At 68.7% G+C, this 18,068-nt stretch carries 13 protein-coding genes; 12 read left to right on the top strand and 1 reads right to left on the bottom strand.

Annotation, left to right across the window (positions count from 1 at the left end; translation table 11 throughout):
* Positions 1 to 234: 234 nt before the first annotated feature.
* The 6 genes from ACFCYE_RS15470 to ACFCYE_RS15445 are packed head-to-tail and all read left to right on the top strand — an operon-like array spanning position 235 to position 8,494.
* Positions 235 to 1,119, top strand: a complete 885-nt coding sequence (locus ACFCYE_RS15470) for a carbohydrate ABC transporter permease (protein WP_376180106.1) — start codon at positions 235 to 237, stop codon at positions 1,117 to 1,119.
* Positions 1,116 to 2,054, top strand: coding sequence for a carbohydrate ABC transporter permease (locus ACFCYE_RS15465; RefSeq protein ID WP_376180104.1), 939 nt, complete (start codon positions 1,116 to 1,118; stop codon positions 2,052 to 2,054). Before ACFCYE_RS15470 ends, ACFCYE_RS15465 begins: the two co-directional genes overlap by 4 nt.
* A gap of 47 nt (positions 2,055 to 2,101) precedes the next feature.
* On the top strand, positions 2,102 to 3,439 hold the full coding sequence (locus ACFCYE_RS15460; protein WP_376180102.1) for an ABC transporter substrate-binding protein: 1,338 nt from the start codon (positions 2,102 to 2,104) through the stop codon (positions 3,437 to 3,439).
* 3 nt (positions 3,440 to 3,442) lie between these two features.
* A complete protein-coding gene (locus tag ACFCYE_RS15455) occupies positions 3,443 to 5,254 on the top strand; it encodes a BNR-4 repeat-containing protein (RefSeq protein WP_376180100.1) in 1,812 nt (603 codons plus the stop codon).
* A 47-nt stretch (positions 5,255 to 5,301) separates the two neighbouring features.
* Positions 5,302 to 7,554: an FAD-dependent oxidoreductase gene (locus ACFCYE_RS15450; RefSeq protein WP_376180098.1), complete on the top strand. Its 2,253-nt coding sequence runs from the start codon at positions 5,302 to 5,304 to the stop codon at positions 7,552 to 7,554.
* Positions 7,555 to 7,609: 55 nt separating this feature from the next.
* Entirely contained in the window at positions 7,610 to 8,494 is an 885-nt protein-coding gene (locus tag ACFCYE_RS15445; protein ID WP_376180096.1) for a LacI family DNA-binding transcriptional regulator, read from the top strand.
* Here ACFCYE_RS15445 and ACFCYE_RS15440 read toward each other — a convergent pair whose 3' ends face one another.
* Positions 8,495 to 9,295: a DeoR/GlpR family DNA-binding transcription regulator gene (locus ACFCYE_RS15440; RefSeq protein ID WP_376180094.1), complete on the bottom strand. Its 801-nt coding sequence runs from the start codon at positions 9,293 to 9,295 to the stop codon at positions 8,495 to 8,497.
* A gap of 160 nt (positions 9,296 to 9,455) precedes the next feature.
* Here ACFCYE_RS15440 and ACFCYE_RS15435 point away from each other — a divergent pair, with 160 nt between their 5' ends.
* From ACFCYE_RS15435 to ACFCYE_RS15410, 6 genes are all read left to right on the top strand, one after another.
* Entirely contained in the window at positions 9,456 to 10,205 is a 750-nt protein-coding gene (locus tag ACFCYE_RS15435; protein WP_376180092.1) for an HAD family hydrolase, read from the top strand.
* Complete coding sequence (locus ACFCYE_RS15430) at positions 10,202 to 12,688, top strand: glycoside hydrolase family 65 protein (RefSeq protein WP_376180090.1); 2,487 nt, start codon at positions 10,202 to 10,204, stop codon at positions 12,686 to 12,688. The genes ACFCYE_RS15435 and ACFCYE_RS15430 overlap by 4 nt, the downstream gene beginning before the upstream one ends.
* 36 nt (positions 12,689 to 12,724) lie before the next feature.
* On the top strand, positions 12,725 to 15,022 hold the full coding sequence (locus ACFCYE_RS15425) for a DNA polymerase III subunit gamma and tau (protein ID WP_376180088.1): 2,298 nt from the start codon (positions 12,725 to 12,727) through the stop codon (positions 15,020 to 15,022).
* Positions 15,022 to 15,615 (top strand): recombination mediator RecR, encoded by a 594-nt coding sequence (recR, locus tag ACFCYE_RS15420; RefSeq protein WP_376180086.1) that lies wholly within the window; start codon positions 15,022 to 15,024, stop codon positions 15,613 to 15,615. Before ACFCYE_RS15425 ends, recR begins: the two co-directional genes overlap by 1 nt.
* 22 nt (positions 15,616 to 15,637) lie before the next feature.
* Positions 15,638 to 16,555: a DMT family transporter gene (locus tag ACFCYE_RS15415; RefSeq protein WP_376180084.1), complete on the top strand. Its 918-nt coding sequence runs from the start codon at positions 15,638 to 15,640 to the stop codon at positions 16,553 to 16,555.
* Between the two features lie 116 nt (positions 16,556 to 16,671).
* A complete protein-coding gene (locus ACFCYE_RS15410) occupies positions 16,672 to 17,958 on the top strand; it encodes an aspartate kinase (RefSeq protein WP_376180082.1) in 1,287 nt (428 codons plus the stop codon).
* Positions 17,959 to 18,068 lie beyond the last annotated feature (110 nt).

Raw genomic sequence — 18,068 nt, 5'->3', positions numbered from 1 at the left:
CGCGTTCCGATCCCCGCCTCCGCGGCATAAGTGGCTCGCCACCCCTCTGAGCACAGATCAAGCTAACTGTTTCAAACAGTATCGAACTTCCTGTTACCCAAGCGTTACCGTTCTGAATTGACGCGCCCGCGTGATTCCGCGAAGCTTGAGCCGCACACACAGCGGAAAGTCGCTCAACAGCGACAAAGTCCACACAGAGACGTGGGATCAATGACTTCACAATTAACAACAGAAGTGAACAAGCCGAGGCGCATCTCGGACAAGGTCTTCGCCTTCCTTCTCGTCGTCCCCGGGCTCGCACTGCTCGCGGCCGTCGTCGTCTATCCGCTGATCACGAGTCTCGTCACCGCCTTCTTCGAGCAGAGCCTGCTGTACCCGGGCCGCGAGTTCGTCGGGCTGCAGAACATCATCGACGTCCTTCAGGGCGAATTCATGACGCTGTTCGGTCAGACGATGGTCTTCACGATCGGCACGACGGTGCTGCCGTTCATCATCGGGTTCGGACTGGCGCTGGCGCTCAACACGCGTATCGCCGGGTCCAAGGTGATGCGCGGGCTCATGCTCATCCCGTGGCTGGTCCCCGGTGTCGTCGTGTCGTTCCTGTGGATGTGGATCTTCAACGCGAACTACGGCGTCATGAATGCGCTGCTGCAGGGGATCGGTCTCATCGACGAACCCCAGGCGTGGCTCGCTCAGCCGGGCACGGCGATGCTCGCCGTGATCGTCGCCAAGACATGGCAGTCGTTCCCCTGGATGATGGTCATGCTTCTCGCCGGTCTGCAGACCGTGCCGCGCGAACTGCACGAGGCCGCCGAGATCGACGGCGCCGGCACGATCCGGCGCTTCTTCTCCATCACGGTTCCGCAGATGCAGGGCATCATCGGTCTCGTCCTGCTGCTCGAGTTCATCTGGAACTTCCAGCACTTCGACATCATCTACGTCCTCACCGGCGGGGGACCGGCCGGCAGCACGCAGACGTTCGCGACCGCGGTGTACGAGACCGCCTTCCACAGCTTCGACCTCGGCCACGCCGGCGCGCTGGGACTGCTCTGGCTCCTGCTGCTGATGATCCTCGTCGTCGTCTATGTGCGCTTCTCGGAGAAGGGGGAGAAGAAATGACCGCCACGCTGCTGCCGGAGAATCCGGCCGCCTCAGCGGGCGCCACCGCTGCCCAGGTGCTTCCGCCCCGGAAGGTCCGCAAACCGCGTCCGGCATCCGCCGAGCGGCGGGAGCGGCCTGGCGTGCGCATCGCCGCCTGGCTCACGATCATCGTGTTCGGCGGATTCGCGCTGCTGCCGGTGTACTGGCTGCTCGCGACATCGCTGACGCCGAAGACCGACGTCTTCGCGTATCCGCCGAAGCTGTTCCCGACGGAGATCTCGTTCGAGGCGTACGCGTCGCTGTTCTCCAACCCGCAGCTGTTCGTCTATCTGCAGAACAGCGTCATCGTGTCCGTGATCACGGCGGTCCTCTCGGTGCTGGTGTCCGCCTACATGGGCTACTCGTTCTCGAAGTTCCGCTACACCGGGCGCCGCGCCCTGATGTACTTCGTGCTCGCGTCGCAGATGTTCCCGCAGGCGCTGCTCCTGGTGACGCTGTACACGGTGTTCTCGGCCTACAACCTCCTGAACACCTACACGGCACTGGTGCTGTCGTTCACGACCTTCACGCTCCCGCTGTGCGTCTGGATGCTGAAGGGCTTCTTCGACACGATCCCGGACGAGCTCATCGAGGCCGCGCGCGTCGACGGCGCGTCGCGGCTGCGCATCATCCACTCGATCGTGCTGCCGCTGTCCGCACCAGGGCTCGTGGCGGCCGGCCTGTTCGCGTTCGTCCGCGGGTGGAACGACTTCATCTTCGCGCTGACGCTCGCCGGGCCCGAGAAGCAGACGCTGCCGCCGGGACTCGTCAACACCTACGTCGGCGAGGCCTCCACAGCGTGGCCTGAGCTCATGGCGGCATCCCTCGTGGTCTCGCTCCCCGTCGCCATCGCCTTCATCCTGCTCCAGCGCTACCTCGTCGGCGGCATGACCGCCGGCGCTGTCAAGGGCTGATCCGCACCGACTCTCCACTCACCAGACACATCGACAAGGAGGACGATATGTCCGCATCACCCCTCATGAGCCTCGAGCTCAACCGTCGTCGCGCGCTGCAGCTGTTCGGCATCGGCGCCGCGGCCGTGACGCTGGCGGCGTGCGCGCCGACCGGGACCGGTTCCGCCACTGGGCCGGCCGCCGGCGGCAGCTCGACAGCCGGACTCAACGGCGCAGACCCGACCGACTTCTCGTTCGCCTCGTGGTCGTTCACGGAGGAAGCCGCAGCACCCGCGCTGGAGGCCATCGTCGCGTCCTACCAGGACAAGCAGTCCGTGACGGTGACGGATGTCTCGTTCCCGTACAACGAATACTTCAATCAGCTGCTGCTCCAGGTGCGCGGCGGGCAGTTCACCGGTGCCGCGCACGTGGACGTCGCATGGCTCGGCTCGTTGGCCGCGCTCGGCAAGCTCCAGGACCTCTCGCCCCTGGCGGAGGGCCGAGGTTACACGGACGCCGCGCTGAAGGCCGCGCAATTCGACGGCACCCAGTACGCGCTCCCGTGGACGATCGGTGCGATCGGGCTCGTCACGAATTCCGAGATCCTCGCCAAGGTGGGCGTGACGCCCGAGGAGTTCCCGACCACGATCGACGCGTACGAGAAGACCCTCAAGGATCTGAAGGGGCTCGGCGGAGGACTCATCCCGTACGCCGCATCCACCAAGGCGGCGCAGCTGAAGGACATCCTGATCTGGATGCAGACCTTCGGGAGCCCGCTCGTCGAAGGCGACACCGTCACGATCGGCGACGACGCCTCGATCGAGGCCGTCACCTGGTACAAGAGCCTGTACGACCAGGGTCTCATCGCAGCGGACGTCGACAGGTTCGACGCGCGATCGCTGTTCGCCCAGGGGCGCACGGCCATCTACGACGACGCGCCCGTCGGGCGCAACGCCGTCGTCGGCGAATCGCCAGACCCCGACCTCGCGACGAAGCTCGCGCCGGTGTCGCGGCCGGTCCTCAAGGACGGCGACACGCCGCGGGCGCTGGTCTGGGGCGGTGCGATCGCCGTCATCGACGGAGAAGGCGCGCCGACCGCCGGGGACTTCGCCCGGTTCGCCACCAGCGACCTGGACACCGTCCTGGCGGACTACGCGGTGCGCGGCCTGCCGCCGGTGACCACCGAGGCGCAGGAATCGGACGTCGTGACGGATGACGTGTTCGGGACGCTGTTCAGCGAGCGCATCACCACGACGGCCACGAGCAATCCGTTCTGGGCCTTCACCAGCTATTCCCAGATCGAGAGCGAGATCGCCGAGCACGTGCAGGCCGTTCTCGTCGGCTCGGCGACGCCGGCTGACGCCATGAAGGCGGCCGGCGAAGCGGCCCAGAAGCTCGTGGGCTGAGCCATGCACCGTCGTATCGCGGCCGGCGTGCTCGCCGGCGCGGTGCTTGCGGCGGCGGGGATCCTCCCCGCCGCCGCGGCACCGCCGCAGAAGACCGTGGAGGACCTGCCGTTCCGGGTCGACGCCTCCAACCAGGCAGGGTGGTGGAACCCGATCGACCAGGTCGGTGGCATCGCCTACTTCTCGTACAACGCGCCGGGCCCGACCGCCGCGACGCACGAGGTGCATATCGCGGCGCGTTCCCAGGACGGCACCTGGACGGACGGCTGTCTTCAGGATGCGGCGGGCGCGTGCGTGAGCTTCGTCGACGACAACGGCCACAACCAGCCGTCGATCGTCGTGGACGGCGGGGGCACCATCCACGCCTTCGTCTCGATGCACCACGAGCAGTGGAACTACTTCCGCTCCCGGACACCCGGCGACGTCACGAGTCTCGTCGACGCCACGGCGGAGATGCCGGATCCGACGGCGGCCATCACGTATCCGATCACCGCGCACGGCGTGGACGGCGACGCCTGGCTGCTGGTCCGCAGCGGAGCCGACCCGCAGCGCCGGCGTGACGGAGTTCTCTATCACTACGAACCGGAGGCCGGAGCCTGGCAGCGCGCGACGACGATCGCGGGCGCGGCAGGGTACTCGTTCTACCCCGATGACCTGCAGGTGGATCCGGACGGCCGAGTGCACGTGCTGTGGGAATGGGGCCCCTGGCCCGCCGACCCGTCTCGCCATCTCGGCTCGTATGCCGTGTACGACCCGGCCACTGGCGAGACCGAGGACGTCGCCGGACAGGCGATCGCGGGGCCTGTCACGCCGGACAGCGGCGGCGCGGTGATCTGGCGCGGTTTCGGTGCGGACGAGGACATCTCCAGTTACACGCCGGCGCTCCAGACGGCGAAGATGGCGCTGCGCGGCGACCGCCTCGTCGGCATCACGTACCGCTTCATCGAGAAGGATGCGACGGCGTACGATGTGCGGCACGCGTCCTGGGATGGCACCGCATGGTCCAGCGAGACCCTCGTGGACGTCTCGGAACTCGGGACGGGCACGGCGACCAGCGCGACGATCGACATGACGGCGCATGGATCGACCGTGCGGGTGTACGCCGCCGTCACCGCACAGGTGTGCGGCGAGCTGCGCAGCCAGGTGGTGAAGATCGAGCAGACCGAAGGCCAGGACGGCTGGACGTACGAGTCGATCGGCGAACAGCGCAGCGGTCAGCAGCGCCTGCGTGCGACGACGACGGCCGCCGGCACCGACCTGCTGTACCTCAGTGCTCCGAATGCCAACCCGGCCCGGCTGTCCTATGCCGAGGTCCCGAGGCTCGCGCCGCGCCGAAGCGGCGAGGATCTCGCGGACATCGTCGCTGCGCTGCGCGGGGATCTCGGTGGCACCAACGTCGCGCAGGGGGCGACCGCCACGGCGTCGTCCCAGCTCCGTCCCGACACGGGGCCGGAGCGTGCCGTCGACGGGATCTGCACGGACGCCAGCCGCTGGATCTCCGCGACCGATGACCCTGCGCCGAGCATCGAGGTCAGGTGGTCCGAGGCCGAAGCGCTCGCCGAAGTCCGCGTGCGCAGCGGTTACAGCGTGGACCCCGGAACGTCAGCGGTGCTGCGCGGATTCACGGTGTTCGTCCACACCGCGACGGGCTGGACCGAGGTCGGCTCGTACACCGCCAACACGGATCGACTCGTCAGAGTCGACGCCGGAGGTCTGATCGCCGACGGCGTTCGTCTGGAGATCTCGGACCCCTCGGCCTCCGAGACCGACGTCGCGCGCATCTTCGAGATCGAAGCGATAGCCGCGACCGGCTGAGCGTCACCCCCACCCCGCACACCCACCCACGAAAGGAACCCATCAGCATGCGCACGCAATCCGTCGAGACCGACGTCGTCGTCGTCGGAGGAGGCCTCGCCGGTGTTTCGGCGGCCATCTCAGCGGCCCGGCTCGGACAGCGCGTCGCGTTGATCGGGAACCGGCCCGTCCTCGGCGGCAACTCGTCGTCCGAGGTGCGGGTCTGGGTGTGCGGGGCGACCGCTCACGGCAACCAGCGCTGGGCGCGTGAAACCGGTGTCATCGGCGAGCTGTACGTCGAGAACCAGTACCGCAATCCGGAGGGCAATCCGATCCACTGGGATGACGTGGTGCTGGACGCCGTCAGGGCGGAGGAGAACCTCACGCTGTTCCTGAACACGGACGTCCGTGAGGTGGCTGCGCACGGGCCGGAGGATGACCGGGTGATCGATTCGGTCACCGGCTGGACGATGGGGTCGGAGATCACCACGGTCTTCACCGCGCCGATCTTCCTCGACTGCACCGGCGACGGGCTCGTCGGCCACCTGGCTGGAGCGCGCTACCGGCTCGGCAAAGAGAGCAAGGCCGAATTCGGCGAGGAGTGGGCACCCGAGGAGCCGAAGCGCGAGTTCCTCGGATCGACGCTGCTGTTCTACTCCAAGGACCTCGGCCGACCGGTGGAATTCGTGGCGCCCGATTCGACCATCGACATCACGACGACGCCCATTCCCGAATCGCGCATCATCCGCTCGGGCGACAGCGGCGCGGCGTACTGGTGGGTCGAGTGGGGCGGCGAGCTCGACATCGTCGATGACAACGAGCGCATCCGAGACGAACTGCGCGGCGTGATCCTCGGCATCTGGGACTACATCAAGAACTCCGGACGCTTCGACGCCGACACCCTCGATCTCGAGTGGATCGGCAACATCCCCGGCAAGCGCGAATATCGCCGCTTCGTCGGCGACTACACGCTTCATCAGGGCGACATCGTCGATCAGACATCGTTCGAGGACGGCGTCGCGTTCGGCGGATGGTCCATCGATCTGCATCCCGCAGGCGGCATGTACGCGAGCGGAGCCGGCGCCGTTCAGCGCTTCTCGAACGGCGTGTTCGAGATTCCCTACCGGACGCTGTATTCGAAGAACGTGCGCAACCTGCTGATGGCCGGTCGGCTCGTCTCCGCGACCCACATCGCTTTCGGCGCGGCCAGAGTCATGGCCACCTGTGCGGCGATGGGGGAGGCCGCAGGCGCGGCCGCCGCGCTCAGCGTCGCCGGGGGCATGACGCCGCGCGGAGTGTACGAGCAGCATCTGCCACAGCTTCGCCAGACCCTGCTGCGCGCCGATGCCACGCTGATCGGCGTCGCCAACGAGGATCCGGATGATCTGGCGCGCGTCGCCTCCGTCACGGCATCCGGCTTCACGCGCACGATCGGGACGGATGCCGCCGGCGACGGCATCCCGCATCCGCTGACCGACGACATCGGGATCGTCGTCCCTGTGACGGACCGCTTCGGTGGCATCGCCCTGCGCGTGGCGAGCGGTGCCGACACCACGCTGGTGGCCGAGGCGTACGTATCCGATCGCCCCCAGAACGTGATCCCGGTGGAGCGAGTGGCTGCGGCATCCGTCCCCGTACCCGCCGGCGCTGCGCGCTGGATCGACATCGAGCTGCCGTACGCAGCCGATCGTGCGCGCAACGTCATCGTCGTCATCCGGCATGACCCTGACGTGACGCTGTTCACGACCGACGAGCTGCCTCCTGGCGTCCTCACGCTCGTCCACCGCATCGACAACGATGATCAGAACGTCGAGATCAGCCGAGGCGAGCTGGTCGTGCAGTGGCCGACCAAGCCGCTCCGAGGACGCTCGGTGCTGTTCCGGGCGCTCCGGGAATCCGACGTCCTCGCCCCTGAGCGCGCGACCAGCGGATTCAACCGACCCTACGACGGGCCGAACATGTGGGCGTCCGCCCCGATGACGCCCGGACGCGACGAGTGGCTGCGCCTGGACTGGGACGAACCCGTCACCGCGAGCGAGATCAGGCTGGTGTTCGACGACGACGTCGATCTCGAGCTCAACACGCTGCACCATCACCGCAGCCCCGACCGCGTCATCCCGCAGCTGGTGCGGGACTACCGCGTCGAGGTGCTCGGAGGCGACGGATGGCGTGCGGTCGCGCACGAGCGGGACAACCGCCGCCGGCATCGTCGGCACGCGCTGCCGACCGACCTCGGCCCGTTCTCGGCGGCGCGCCTGGTGATCTCCGCGACCAACGGCGCACGGCAGGCGCGCGTCATCGCGTTCCGGGTGCAGAAGTGAGCTGCACGAGGACGGTAGCGTGAGATCCCAGAGCATCTCGACGAGGAGCGTGGCCGTGAACGAAGCGCATGCGCGCACTGCGCCGGTGAGCAGGCGGGTGAGGACGGGCATCGTCGCGCTCGCCGTCCCCGACCTCAATGAGCCGTACTTCGCGGAGCTCACGTCGCTGTTCGTCACGAAGGCGCACGAGCGAGGATTGTCGATCCTCATCCAGCAGACCGCCGGAGGGCACGAACGCGAGGTCGACATCGCCAACGGCGTCGGCCTTCCCCCCATCGACGGGCTCGTCCACATCCCTCGCTCGCTGACCGTCGGCGATCTCACTCGGCGCACCGCTCCGGGGCCCATCGTGCTGCTCGGCGAGCACATCCAGGTCAGCCCCTTCACGCATGTCACGGTCGACAACAAGGGCGGCACGGATGCCGCGACCGTGCACCTCGCGGATGCGGGATGCCGTCGGATCGCGTTCATCGGCCGCCGAGACGCGCTGCCGTCGGATGCCGCGGATCAGCGCTTCGCCGGCTACCGAGCGGCGGTGGACCGACTCGGTCTCGGCGGCGACGCGGCGCTCATCGCGACCGTCGACGCCTTCACGCCGGAGGAGGGGCGCCGCGCGATGGCGGATCTCATCGCACGGGGCGTCGAGTGCGACGGGGTGGTCTGCTCCAACGACTCGCTGGCATTCGGCGTCCTCGCTGCACTGCACCACGCGGGCATCCGCGTCCCGACGGATGTGGCGGTGATCGGGTTCGACGACGTGCATGCGGCACGCTTCTCCGCCCCGACGCTCACCTCGGTCGCTCCGGATGACGGCGCTCTGGTGGATGCAGCGCTGGATCAGCTGGAGCGTCAGATGAACACGCCGCCCGGCATGGACATGCCGGTGCAGCACGTCGTCGTCGGCGCACGCATCGTGCAGCGCTCCTCGACCGCCCGCTGATCAGGCGTCGGCAGCGTCCTCGACCGGTGCGAGCGTGAGCTCGACGTGGCCGTCGAGCTTCCCGGCCGCATCGGCGGAGAGCGCGTCGTCCATGATGAGGCGGTCGATCTCGTCGACGTCGACGATCGTGGTGAGTCCGACGGCGCCCCACTTCGAGTGATCGGCCAGGACGACGGACGTGCTCCCGGTCGCGATCAGGGCGCGGTTGGTCTCGGCCTCGAGCAGATTCGATGTCGTCAGGCCGGCCTGCAGATCGACGCCGCGCACGCCGAGGAACACCACGTCGCAGTGCAGCACGTCGAGCGCGCGCACGGCGATGGGCCCCACGAGTGCGTCCGCCGGGGTGCGCACGCCGCCGGTGAGCACGACCGTCTCCGTGTACGGCTCGTCGGCACGGTCGGGGCGGGCGAACACATCGGCGACCGGAAGCGAGTTGGTCACGATCGTCAGGTCGGGGATGCCGCGCAGCACGCGGGCGAGAGCCCAGGTCGTCGTGCCGCCGGAGAGCCCGATCGCCATCCCCGGCTCGACGAGCGCGGCCGCGCTGGTGGCGATCGCGTTCTTCTCGGCAAGACGCAGGCGCGACTGGGAGGCGAAATCGACATCGGGGCGTTCCGGCACGCGCGGAATCGTCGCGCCGCCTCGGACCTTGTCGAGTACGCCCTGCTGCGCCAGGACGTCGATGTCGCGGCGGACCGTCATCTCGCTGACGTCCAACGCCGCAGCGAGGTCGGCGACGGCCGCGGCTCCGGAGCGGCGCACCTCTGAGACGATGCGCGAGCGGCGTTCGGCAGCGAGCACCCTGACCCCTTTCGATCTGCACGCCAGTCTGCCATCACCGTGCCCGGTTCCGTGCGCTGCGGGTCGGCCGGGCGTAGCGTCCGGCGCGCTCCGCGCATTACGCTGGCAGAGGCACACGGAGGTGCCGGCCCGAAACTCCGACAGCTTCTTGGAGGCCCGCGTGTCCGACTCCCTGCCCGATCTGCGCACCATGTCCGGTGTCCTGTTCGACCTCGACGGCGTTCTGACGCCGACGGCCGAAGTGCACATGCGTGCGTGGAAGGCGGTGTTCGACGAGGTCTTCGCCCGATGGGGCATCGAACCCGCGTACACCGACGAGGACTACTTCGCCTACGTCGACGGCAAGAAGCGGTATGACGGGGTCGCGAGTCTGCTGCGCAGCCGCAACGTCGAAATCCCCTGGGGCGCCGTCGACGACGATCCGGCGGAGGAGACCATCTGCGGCATCGGCAACCGCAAGAACGCCGCCTTCTCGGCATCCCTTCGGGCCGAGGGGATCACGCCGTACCCCGGTTCGCTGGCTCTGCTCGAGCAGCTGCGGGACGCGGGGATCCGCATGGGAGTGGTCTCGAGCTCCAAGAACGCCGAGGAAGTGCTCAGCGGCGCCGGCCTCCGCGACTTCTTCGAGATCGTCGTGGACGGCGTCGTCGCCGAGCGCGAGGCGCTCGCCTCCAAGCCGGCCGCCGACATGTTCGCCGCCGGTGCTGTGGCTCTCGGCGTCGACGTCCTCACCGGCGCCGCCGTCGAGGATGCCGTGGCCGGCGTCGCCTCCGCATCCGCCGCCGGCTTCGCGACGATCGTGGGTGTCGACCGCGGCGCTGGACCCGATGTCCTGCGGGCGTCCGGTGCCACCTGTATCGTCGATGACCTTGCCCGACTTCTCCCGACGACCCCTTCGGAGACCGCATGATCGATCGTGACCGCTTTCCCGTCGACCCGTGGCGTCTCGTCGAGACGCGCTACACCGAGGACGGCGTCTCCGAGACGCTGTTCGGCGTCGGCAACGGCTATCTGGGGCTGCGCGGCAACCACATCGAAGGGCGCGGTGCGCACGAGCACGGCACCTTCATCAACGGCCTGCACGAGACCTGGCCGATCCGTCACGCCGAGCAGGCGTACGGGTTCGCCGAGGTGGGGCAGACGATCATCAACGCGCCCGATGCCAAGGTCATGCGGGTGTACGTGGACGACGAGCCGATCTCGTTCGACGAGGCCGATGTCCGCGAATACTCGCGCGTGCTCGACATGCGCACCGGCATCCTGAGCAGAGAACTGGTGTGGGAGACGCCGTCCGGCAAGCGCGTCCGGATGCGCGACGAGCGCATGGTCAGCTTCGAGGAGCGCCACCTCGCGATCCTTCGGCTCGAGGTGACCGTGGAGAACGCGGACGCTCCGGTCACGATCAGCTGCCAGATCCTCAACAGGCAGGACGGCGGCAACGTGTACGGCGGGACGCCGCCGGTCGCCGCGCAGAAGGCCGGTTTCGATCCGCGCCGCGCCGAGAAGATCACCGAGCGGGTGCTGCAGCCGGTCGAGTACTGGCAGGACGGCCTGCGTTCCGCGCTGTCGTACGAGGTCACCGAGTCGGGGATGACCGCCGCCGTCGTCGCCGACCACATGATCGAGACCGACAACGACTACAACGCACGGCAGCTGTGCGAACCCGACATCGCGAAGAACGTGTTCCGGGTGCAGGCGAAGGCCGGCATCCCGATCCGCATCACGAAGCTCGTCAGCTATCACACGTCCCGCGGCGTCCCGGCGCGCGAACTCGTCGACCGGTGCCGCCGTTCGCTCGACCGGGTCGCGATCGAGGGCATCGACACGCAGTTCCGTGCTCAGTCGGAGTGGCTGGATGCGTTCTGGACGCGCAGCGACGTGCGCATCGAGGGTCAGGACGCCCTGCAGCAGGCGACACGGTGGTGCCTGTTCCAGCTGGCGCAGGCCTCGGCGCGCGCCGACGGTTCCGGAGTGCCGGCGAAGGGCGTCTCCGGTTCGGGGTACAGCGGCCACTACTTCTGGGACACGGAGATCTACGTCCTGCCGTTCCTCACGTACACGTCGCCGCAGTGGGCGCGCAACGCTCTGCGTGCCCGCGTGCTCATGCTCCCCGCCGCGCGCCGCCGTGCCGCGCAGCTGAACGAGGCGGGGGCGCTGTTCCCCTGGCGCACGATCAACGGCGAAGAGGCGTCGGCGTATTACGCGGCCGGCACGGCGCAGTACCACATCAATGCCGATGTCAGCTTCGCGCTCGGGAAGTACGTGCGTGCCACGGGTGACGTGGACTTCCTGCATCGTGAGGGCGTCGACATCGCCGTCGAGACCGCTCGCCTGTGGGCCACGCTCGGATTCTGGCGCGGGACCAACGGCGACGCGACGTTCCACATCCACGGCGTCACCGGGCCAGACGAGTACACCACCGTGGTCAACGACAACCTCTTCACGAACGTCATGGCCCGCTTCAACCTGCGCCTGGCTTCACGCGTGGTGCGCGAGCTGGCGGCGAGCGATCCGCACGCGTACGACGCGCTGGTGGAGCGCACCGGGTTGGATGCCGGCGAGGCGGATGCCTGGGAGCAGGCCGCCGATGCGATGTACATCCCCTTCAGCGAAGGTCTCGGCATCCACCCGCAGGACTCCCTCTTCCTGGAGCGGGAGGTCTGGGACCTCGCCCACACGCCGGACGAACAGCGCCCGCTCCTGCTGCACTTCCACCCGCTGGTGATCTACCGGTTCCAGGTGCTCAAGCAGGCCGACGTCGTTCTCGCCCTGTTCCTGCAGGGCAACCACTTCACCGCCGAGGAGAAGCTCGCCGATTTCCAGTACTACGACCCGCTGACCACGGGGGATTCGACATTGTCCGCGGTGGTGCAGTCGATCCTCGCGGCCGAGGTGGGGTATCAGGACCTCGCGAGGGAGTATTTCGAGCAGTCGCTGTTCGTGGATCTCGGCGATCTGCATCACAACGCGGCGGACGGCGTGCATGTGGCGTCGGCCGGCGGCGTGTGGACCGCGCTCGTGAGCGGATTCGGCGGCATGCGCGATCACGGCGGCGAGCTGAGCTTCGACCCGCGGCTGCCGGCGGACTGGCCGTCGCTGTCGTATCCGTTGCAATGGCGCGGCACAGCACTCGACGTCACCGTGACGCGGGACGAACTGCGGGTGGGCATCCGCTCGGGAGACCCGGTCTCGTTCACCGTTCGAGGAGCGTCGTACACGGCGTCGGAAGGGCAGGATGCCGTGGTCGCCCTGGACGGCCAGGGGCCCCTCATCCCTGGACGTCCTACGCTGCGGCAGTTCGCCGACGCACGGCGTGACGACGGCACGCTGATGTCGGCATCCGTGCCGGTCGTCACGAGTGCGATCCCGGTGATCACCGGCTTTCCCGACTGAGGTCTCGATGTCGGCGGCACGCCGTAGGCTGGACGAGTGACCACAGCCCTTTACCGCCGCTATCGGCCTGAGAACTTCGCGGAGATGATCGGGCAGTCGCAGGTGACCGAGCCGCTCATGACGGCGCTGCGCGGTGATCGTGTCGGACACGCGTATCTGTTCTCCGGTCCGCGCGGGTGCGGCAAGACGACGTCCGCGCGCATCCTCGCGCGCTGCCTGAACTGCGCCGAAGGTCCGACGGACACGCCCTGCGGTGTCTGCCCGAGCTGCATCGAGCTGTCCCGCAGCGGCGGAGGTTCGCTCGACGTCGTCGAGATCGACGCGGCCAGCCACAACGGCGTCGACGATGCGCGCGATCTGCGCGAGCGTGCGACGTTCGCGCCCAGCCGCGATCGCTTCAAGATCTTCATCCTCGACGAGGCCCACATGGTGACCCCGCAGGGGTTCAACGCGCTGCTGAAGCTCGTCGAAGAGCCGCCCGCGCATGTGAAGTTCATCTTCGCGACGACCGAGCCCGAGAAGGTGCTCGGCACGATCCGCTCGCGCACGCACCACTATCCCTTCCGACTCGTACCGCCTGCGGCGATGCTCGAGTACGTCGAGAAGCTGTGCGGCGAAGAAGGCGTCCAGGTCGAGCAGGGGGTGCTGCCGCTCGTGGTGCGAGCCGGTGGCGGATCGCCGCGCGACACGCTCTCGCTGCTGGACCAGCTGATCGCGGGATCCGATGGCGACCACGTCGCATATGAGCGCGCGGTCTCTCTCTTGGGGTACACGCACGCAGCGCTGCTGGACGAGATCGTCGACGCTCTGGCCGCCGGCGATGCCGCTGCCGCCTTCCCCGCGGTGGACCGCGTCGTCCAGACCGGCCAGGACCCGCGCCGTTTCGTGGACGACCTGCTCGAGCGGCTGCGCGACCTCATCGTGATCGCCGCCGTCGGGGACGGCGCCGCCGCCGTGCTGCGGGGCATCCCCTCTGACGAGATGCAGCGCATGCAGTCGCAGGCCTCGGCCTTCGGACAGGCGCGTCTCTCGCAGACGGCCGACATCGTGAGCGCGGCATTGGACGACATGTCCGGCGCGACCTCGCCGCGGCTGCACCTCGAGCTCATGATCGCCCGGGTGCTCGCCCCGGCCATGGCGGGTGCATCCGGTGCGGGGCCCGCGGCCGGCGTGCCTGCCGCGGGCATGGTGTCGACGCCTGCCACTGCGTCTGCACCTGCACCTGCTGCACCTGCGCCCGCCGCTGCGCCGGCGGCTGCCGCGCCTGTGGTCCAGACCACACCGGTGGATCCGGCGCACGCTGCCGCGGACGAGTTCGGCCGTGCCTCCGCCGAGAAGAATGCGCCGCAGCCCGCTCCGGTCTCGGACGGGACGCCGTCCGCGCCCGAGCCGGTGGGCGCGCCCGACACGGCCTCGCCCGAGCCCGCGTCCGTCGCTGACCCGGCTTCGGAAGCCGCTCCGGCGCCTTCCGCCGCGCCGATGACATCGGGTCCCGTCGACTTCGACCGCATCCGAGCGTCCTGGCCTGCGGTGCTGAAGCGACTGGAGAGCATCAGTCGCACGGCATGGCTGATGGTGACCGCGATCCAGCCGCTGGACTACGAATCGGCCACGGAGGTGCTCACGCTCGGCTTCGCGAGCCCTCAGGATGTCACGCGGTTCAAGGGCCCGACACCGGGCCCCGGACCCTCGGACCACCTGCGCACCGCGATCGAGCAGGAGCTCGGCGTCAAGGTGAAGTACAAGCCTGCGCCGCTGCCCGCGGGCGGAGCCTCCACGCCCACTGCCGCGGCTCCGGTGGCCCCGGCATCCGAGCCGGCTGCTCGCCCGAGCGCGTTATCGTCCTCGCCCGTGACGGAGTGGGCGGTGGCGCCGATCCCGAAGGGGAACGAGGCGCCGCAGACTCCGCTGCCCGTCGATGACGAGCCCGCCGAAGTCGAGTCAGCGGCGTCCGCGCCGCAGCCGCCGGTCGACGGGCGCGTCTCCGACGACGAGCCACCGTTGCCGGATGATGACCAGGCTCCGGACGAGGACGAGCCGCCGTACGATCCGTCGGACGAACCAAGCCCATCCGGGTACGGGTCCGCACCGGCATCCGCGCGTGTTGCTCCCATGGCACCCGCACCGGCGCCCGGGACGTCCGCCTCCGTCACCACGTCGGCACCGCAGGCGTCCCAGGCGCGACCGGCACCGCAGGCGCCTGTCGTCACCGCCCGCTCCGCCGCCCCCGAAGGCATCCAGCGCTACGGCGAAGCCGTGATCCGGCAGGTCCTCGGCGCCACCTTCCTGCGTGAAGAGCCGTACGAGCCGCCGACGCAGACGAGGTTCAGCTGATGTACGACGGAATCGTTCAGGAGCTCATCGACGAGTTCGGTCGCCTTCCGGGCATCGGTCCGAAGTCCGCCCAGCGCATCGCGTTCCACATCCTGCAGACGCCGTCCTTCGACGTCGCGCGGCTGTCGGAGCTGCTCACCGAGGTCCGCGCCCGTGTGCGGTTCTGCGAGATCTGCGGCAACGTCTCCGAGCAGGACCGCTGCACCATCTGCCGCGACCCGCGTCGCAACGCCGCTCTCATCTGCGTGGTCGAGGACGCCAAGGACGTCGCGGCGATCGAGCGCACGCGCGAGTTCCGCGGTCTCTACCACGTCCTCGGCGGTGCGATCAGCCCGATCGCCGGAATCGGCCCGGACGATCTGCGCATCGCCCAGCTCATGACGCGTCTCGCGGACGGCACGGTGCAGGAGGTCATCCTCGCCACGAATCCGAACCTCGAGGGGGAGGCGACGGCGAGCTACCTCAGCCGGCTGCTCACGACGATGCAGATCACGGTGTCGCGCCTCGCCTCAGGGCTTCCGGTCGGCGGCGACCTCGAGTACGCCGACGAGGTCACCCTCGGTCGTGCCTTCGAAGGGCGTCGCACGCTGTGACGGCCTGCGCGCAGGACGACCGGTGAACGCGCACGCCACCGTGAGCCGTCGCGGCTGGCTGCTGTTCGGCGCCATGGCACTGCTCTGGGGCGTGCCGTACCTCTTGATCCGCATCGCGGTGGAGTCCTACTCGCCGCCGGCGATCGTCGCCGGCCGCACGCTCATCGCGGCGCTCCTGCTGCTGCCGTTCGCGATCCGCAGCGGCGCTCTGCGGCCGGCGCTCAAGAAGTGGCCGTGGGTGCTCGCCTTCGGTCTCGTCGAGATGGGCGGACCGTTCGTGCTGCTCGGCCACGCCGAGCAGACTCTGCACTCCGGCCCGACCGGCCTTCTCGTCGCGACAGTGCCCCTGTTCGCGGCGCTGATCGCACTCGGCGGAGGGGATCGCACCGTGCTGCGTCCCGTGCGGCTCGGGGGACTGCTGGTCGGGTTCGCGGGCGTCGCGATCGTCGTCGCCGGACCCGGTCTCGCCTCCGGCGACCTGATCGCGGCGGGGGAGGTGCTGCTCGTCGCCGTGCTGTACGCGATCGCGCCGTTCATCATCGCGCGAAAGCTCGGCGATGTGCCATCGCTGGGCACGATCACTCTCGCGCTGCTCGCGATCGGCATCATCTACCTCCCGATCGCCGCGGCGACACAGCATGAGATGCCGACGCTCGAATCGACCGGCGCGCTGCTCGCCCTCGCTGTGATCTGCACCGCGATCGCCTTCCTCGCCTTCTTCGCGCTGATCCGCGAGGTGGGACCGGTTCGCGCACCCCTGTTCACGTACGTCAACCCGATCGTCGCCATCATCCTCGGCGCCATCGTGCTCTCAGAGCCGATCACCCCCGGGCTGCTCATCGGATTCCCCCTCGTGATCATCGGATGCTGGTTCGCCGCAACCGGCGGGCGCCTGCGCTCGGCTCCCACCGTGACGCCGACGCCGCCGTCGGCACCGTGATCACGGCATCATCAACCCTCGCGGGTGCAGCGGACGTCACATACGCAATGCGGCATACGGCGCGAAAGTAGACTGTCCCGTGGGCGGATCCGCCTGAAATCCCTGGGAGTGTTCACGTGGCCCTCATCGTGCAGAAGTACGGCGGCTCGTCTGTCGCCGACGCAGAGAGCATCAAGCGCGTCGCCAAGCGCATCGTCGACACCCGTCGTGCCGGGCACGACGTCGTCGTCGCCGTGAGCGCGATGGGCGACACCACAGACGAACTGCTGGATCTGGCGGCCGAAGTGGCGCCCATCCCCGCTCCGCGCGAGATGGACATGCTGCTCTCGAGCGGTGAGCGCATCTCGATGGCGCTGCTGGCGATGGCCATCCACTCGATGGGATTCGAGGCACGTTCGTACACCGGGCCGCAGGCCGGAATGCGCACGGACGACCGGTACGGCTCCGCGCGGATCGTCGAAGTCAACCCGAAGCGCGTCCGCGAGGCGCTCGACGAGGGCGCGATCGTGATCGTCGCCGGGTTCCAGGGACTCAACGACGACACTCAGGACATCACCACCCTCGGTCGCGGCGGGTCGGACACCACCGCCGTCGCGCTGGCCGCAGCGCTCAAGGCCGATGTCTGCGAGATCTACAGCGACGTCGACGGAATCTTCACCGCCGATCCGCGGGTCATCCCGCAGGCGCGCAAGCTCGACCACGTCTCCAGCGAGGAGATGCTGGAGCTCGCCGCCAACGGCGCCAAGGTCCTGTACATCCGCGCCGTCGAGTACGCGCGCCGTCACGGCGTCCTGATCCACGCCCGTTCGTCGTTCTCGGCGGCAGAAGGCACATATGTTCTTGGTCGGGGGATGGTCAACCCCCGCGAATCTGAGGGAGAAGTCATGGAAGAACCGATCGTCGCAGGCGTCGCCACCGACCTCAGCCAGGCCAAGATCACGATCATCGGTGTGCCCGATGTGCCGGGCAAGGCGGCGGAGATCTTCCAGATCGTCGCGAAGTCCGGCGCGAACGTCGACATGATCGTGCAGAACGTGTCGGCCGCGGCCACCGGACGCACCGACATCTCCTTCACGCTGCCCAAGGCGGATGCCTCGGCCGCGCTCAAGGCACTGGCCGGCGAGCAGGCGGACATCGGCTTCGAGAGCCTCGTCCACGACGATCAGATCGGCAAGTTGTCGGTCGTCGGTGCGGGGATGCGCACGCATTCCGGCGTCTCGGCGAAGCTGTTCGAGGCGCTGTCGATCGCGGGCGTGAACATCGAGATGATCTCGACGTCGGAGATCCGCATCTCGGTCGTGCTGCGCGGCGACGAGCTCGCCGATGCGGCGCGCGCCGTGCACACCGCCTACGGCCTCGACAACGAGATCGAGGCGACGGTCCACGCAGGCACCGGCCGCTGATCCGGCGGGCGACCGCGCAAAGTCCGTCTCACGGGGCATCGGCCCTTCCGCGGCACGGTAGACTCGCCGAAACCCTGACATCGGCGCCAGGCGCGGCATCCGCACTCCGA

Origin of the sequence: Microbacterium sp. NPDC056234, assembly GCF_042267585.1 — a bacterium.
GTDB lineage: Bacteria > Actinomycetota > Actinomycetes > Actinomycetales > Microbacteriaceae > Microbacterium.
This window is presented reverse-complemented; position numbering and strand designations above follow the sequence as displayed.

Coding starts and splice junctions, on each gene's coding strand:
- ACFCYE_RS15430 (WP_376180090.1), top strand. CDS start 10,202: ATGATCGATCGTGACCGCTTTCCCGTCGACCCGTGGCGTCTCGTCGAG.
- ACFCYE_RS15460 (WP_376180102.1), top strand. CDS start 2,102: ATGTCCGCATCACCCCTCATGAGCCTCGAGCTCAACCGTCGTCGCGCG.
- recR (WP_376180086.1), top strand. CDS start 15,022: ATGTACGACGGAATCGTTCAGGAGCTCATCGACGAGTTCGGTCGCCTT.
- ACFCYE_RS15450 (WP_376180098.1), top strand. CDS start 5,302: ATGCGCACGCAATCCGTCGAGACCGACGTCGTCGTCGTCGGAGGAGGC.
- ACFCYE_RS15465 (WP_376180104.1), top strand. CDS start 1,116: ATGACCGCCACGCTGCTGCCGGAGAATCCGGCCGCCTCAGCGGGCGCC.
- ACFCYE_RS15455 (WP_376180100.1), top strand. CDS start 3,443: ATGCACCGTCGTATCGCGGCCGGCGTGCTCGCCGGCGCGGTGCTTGCG.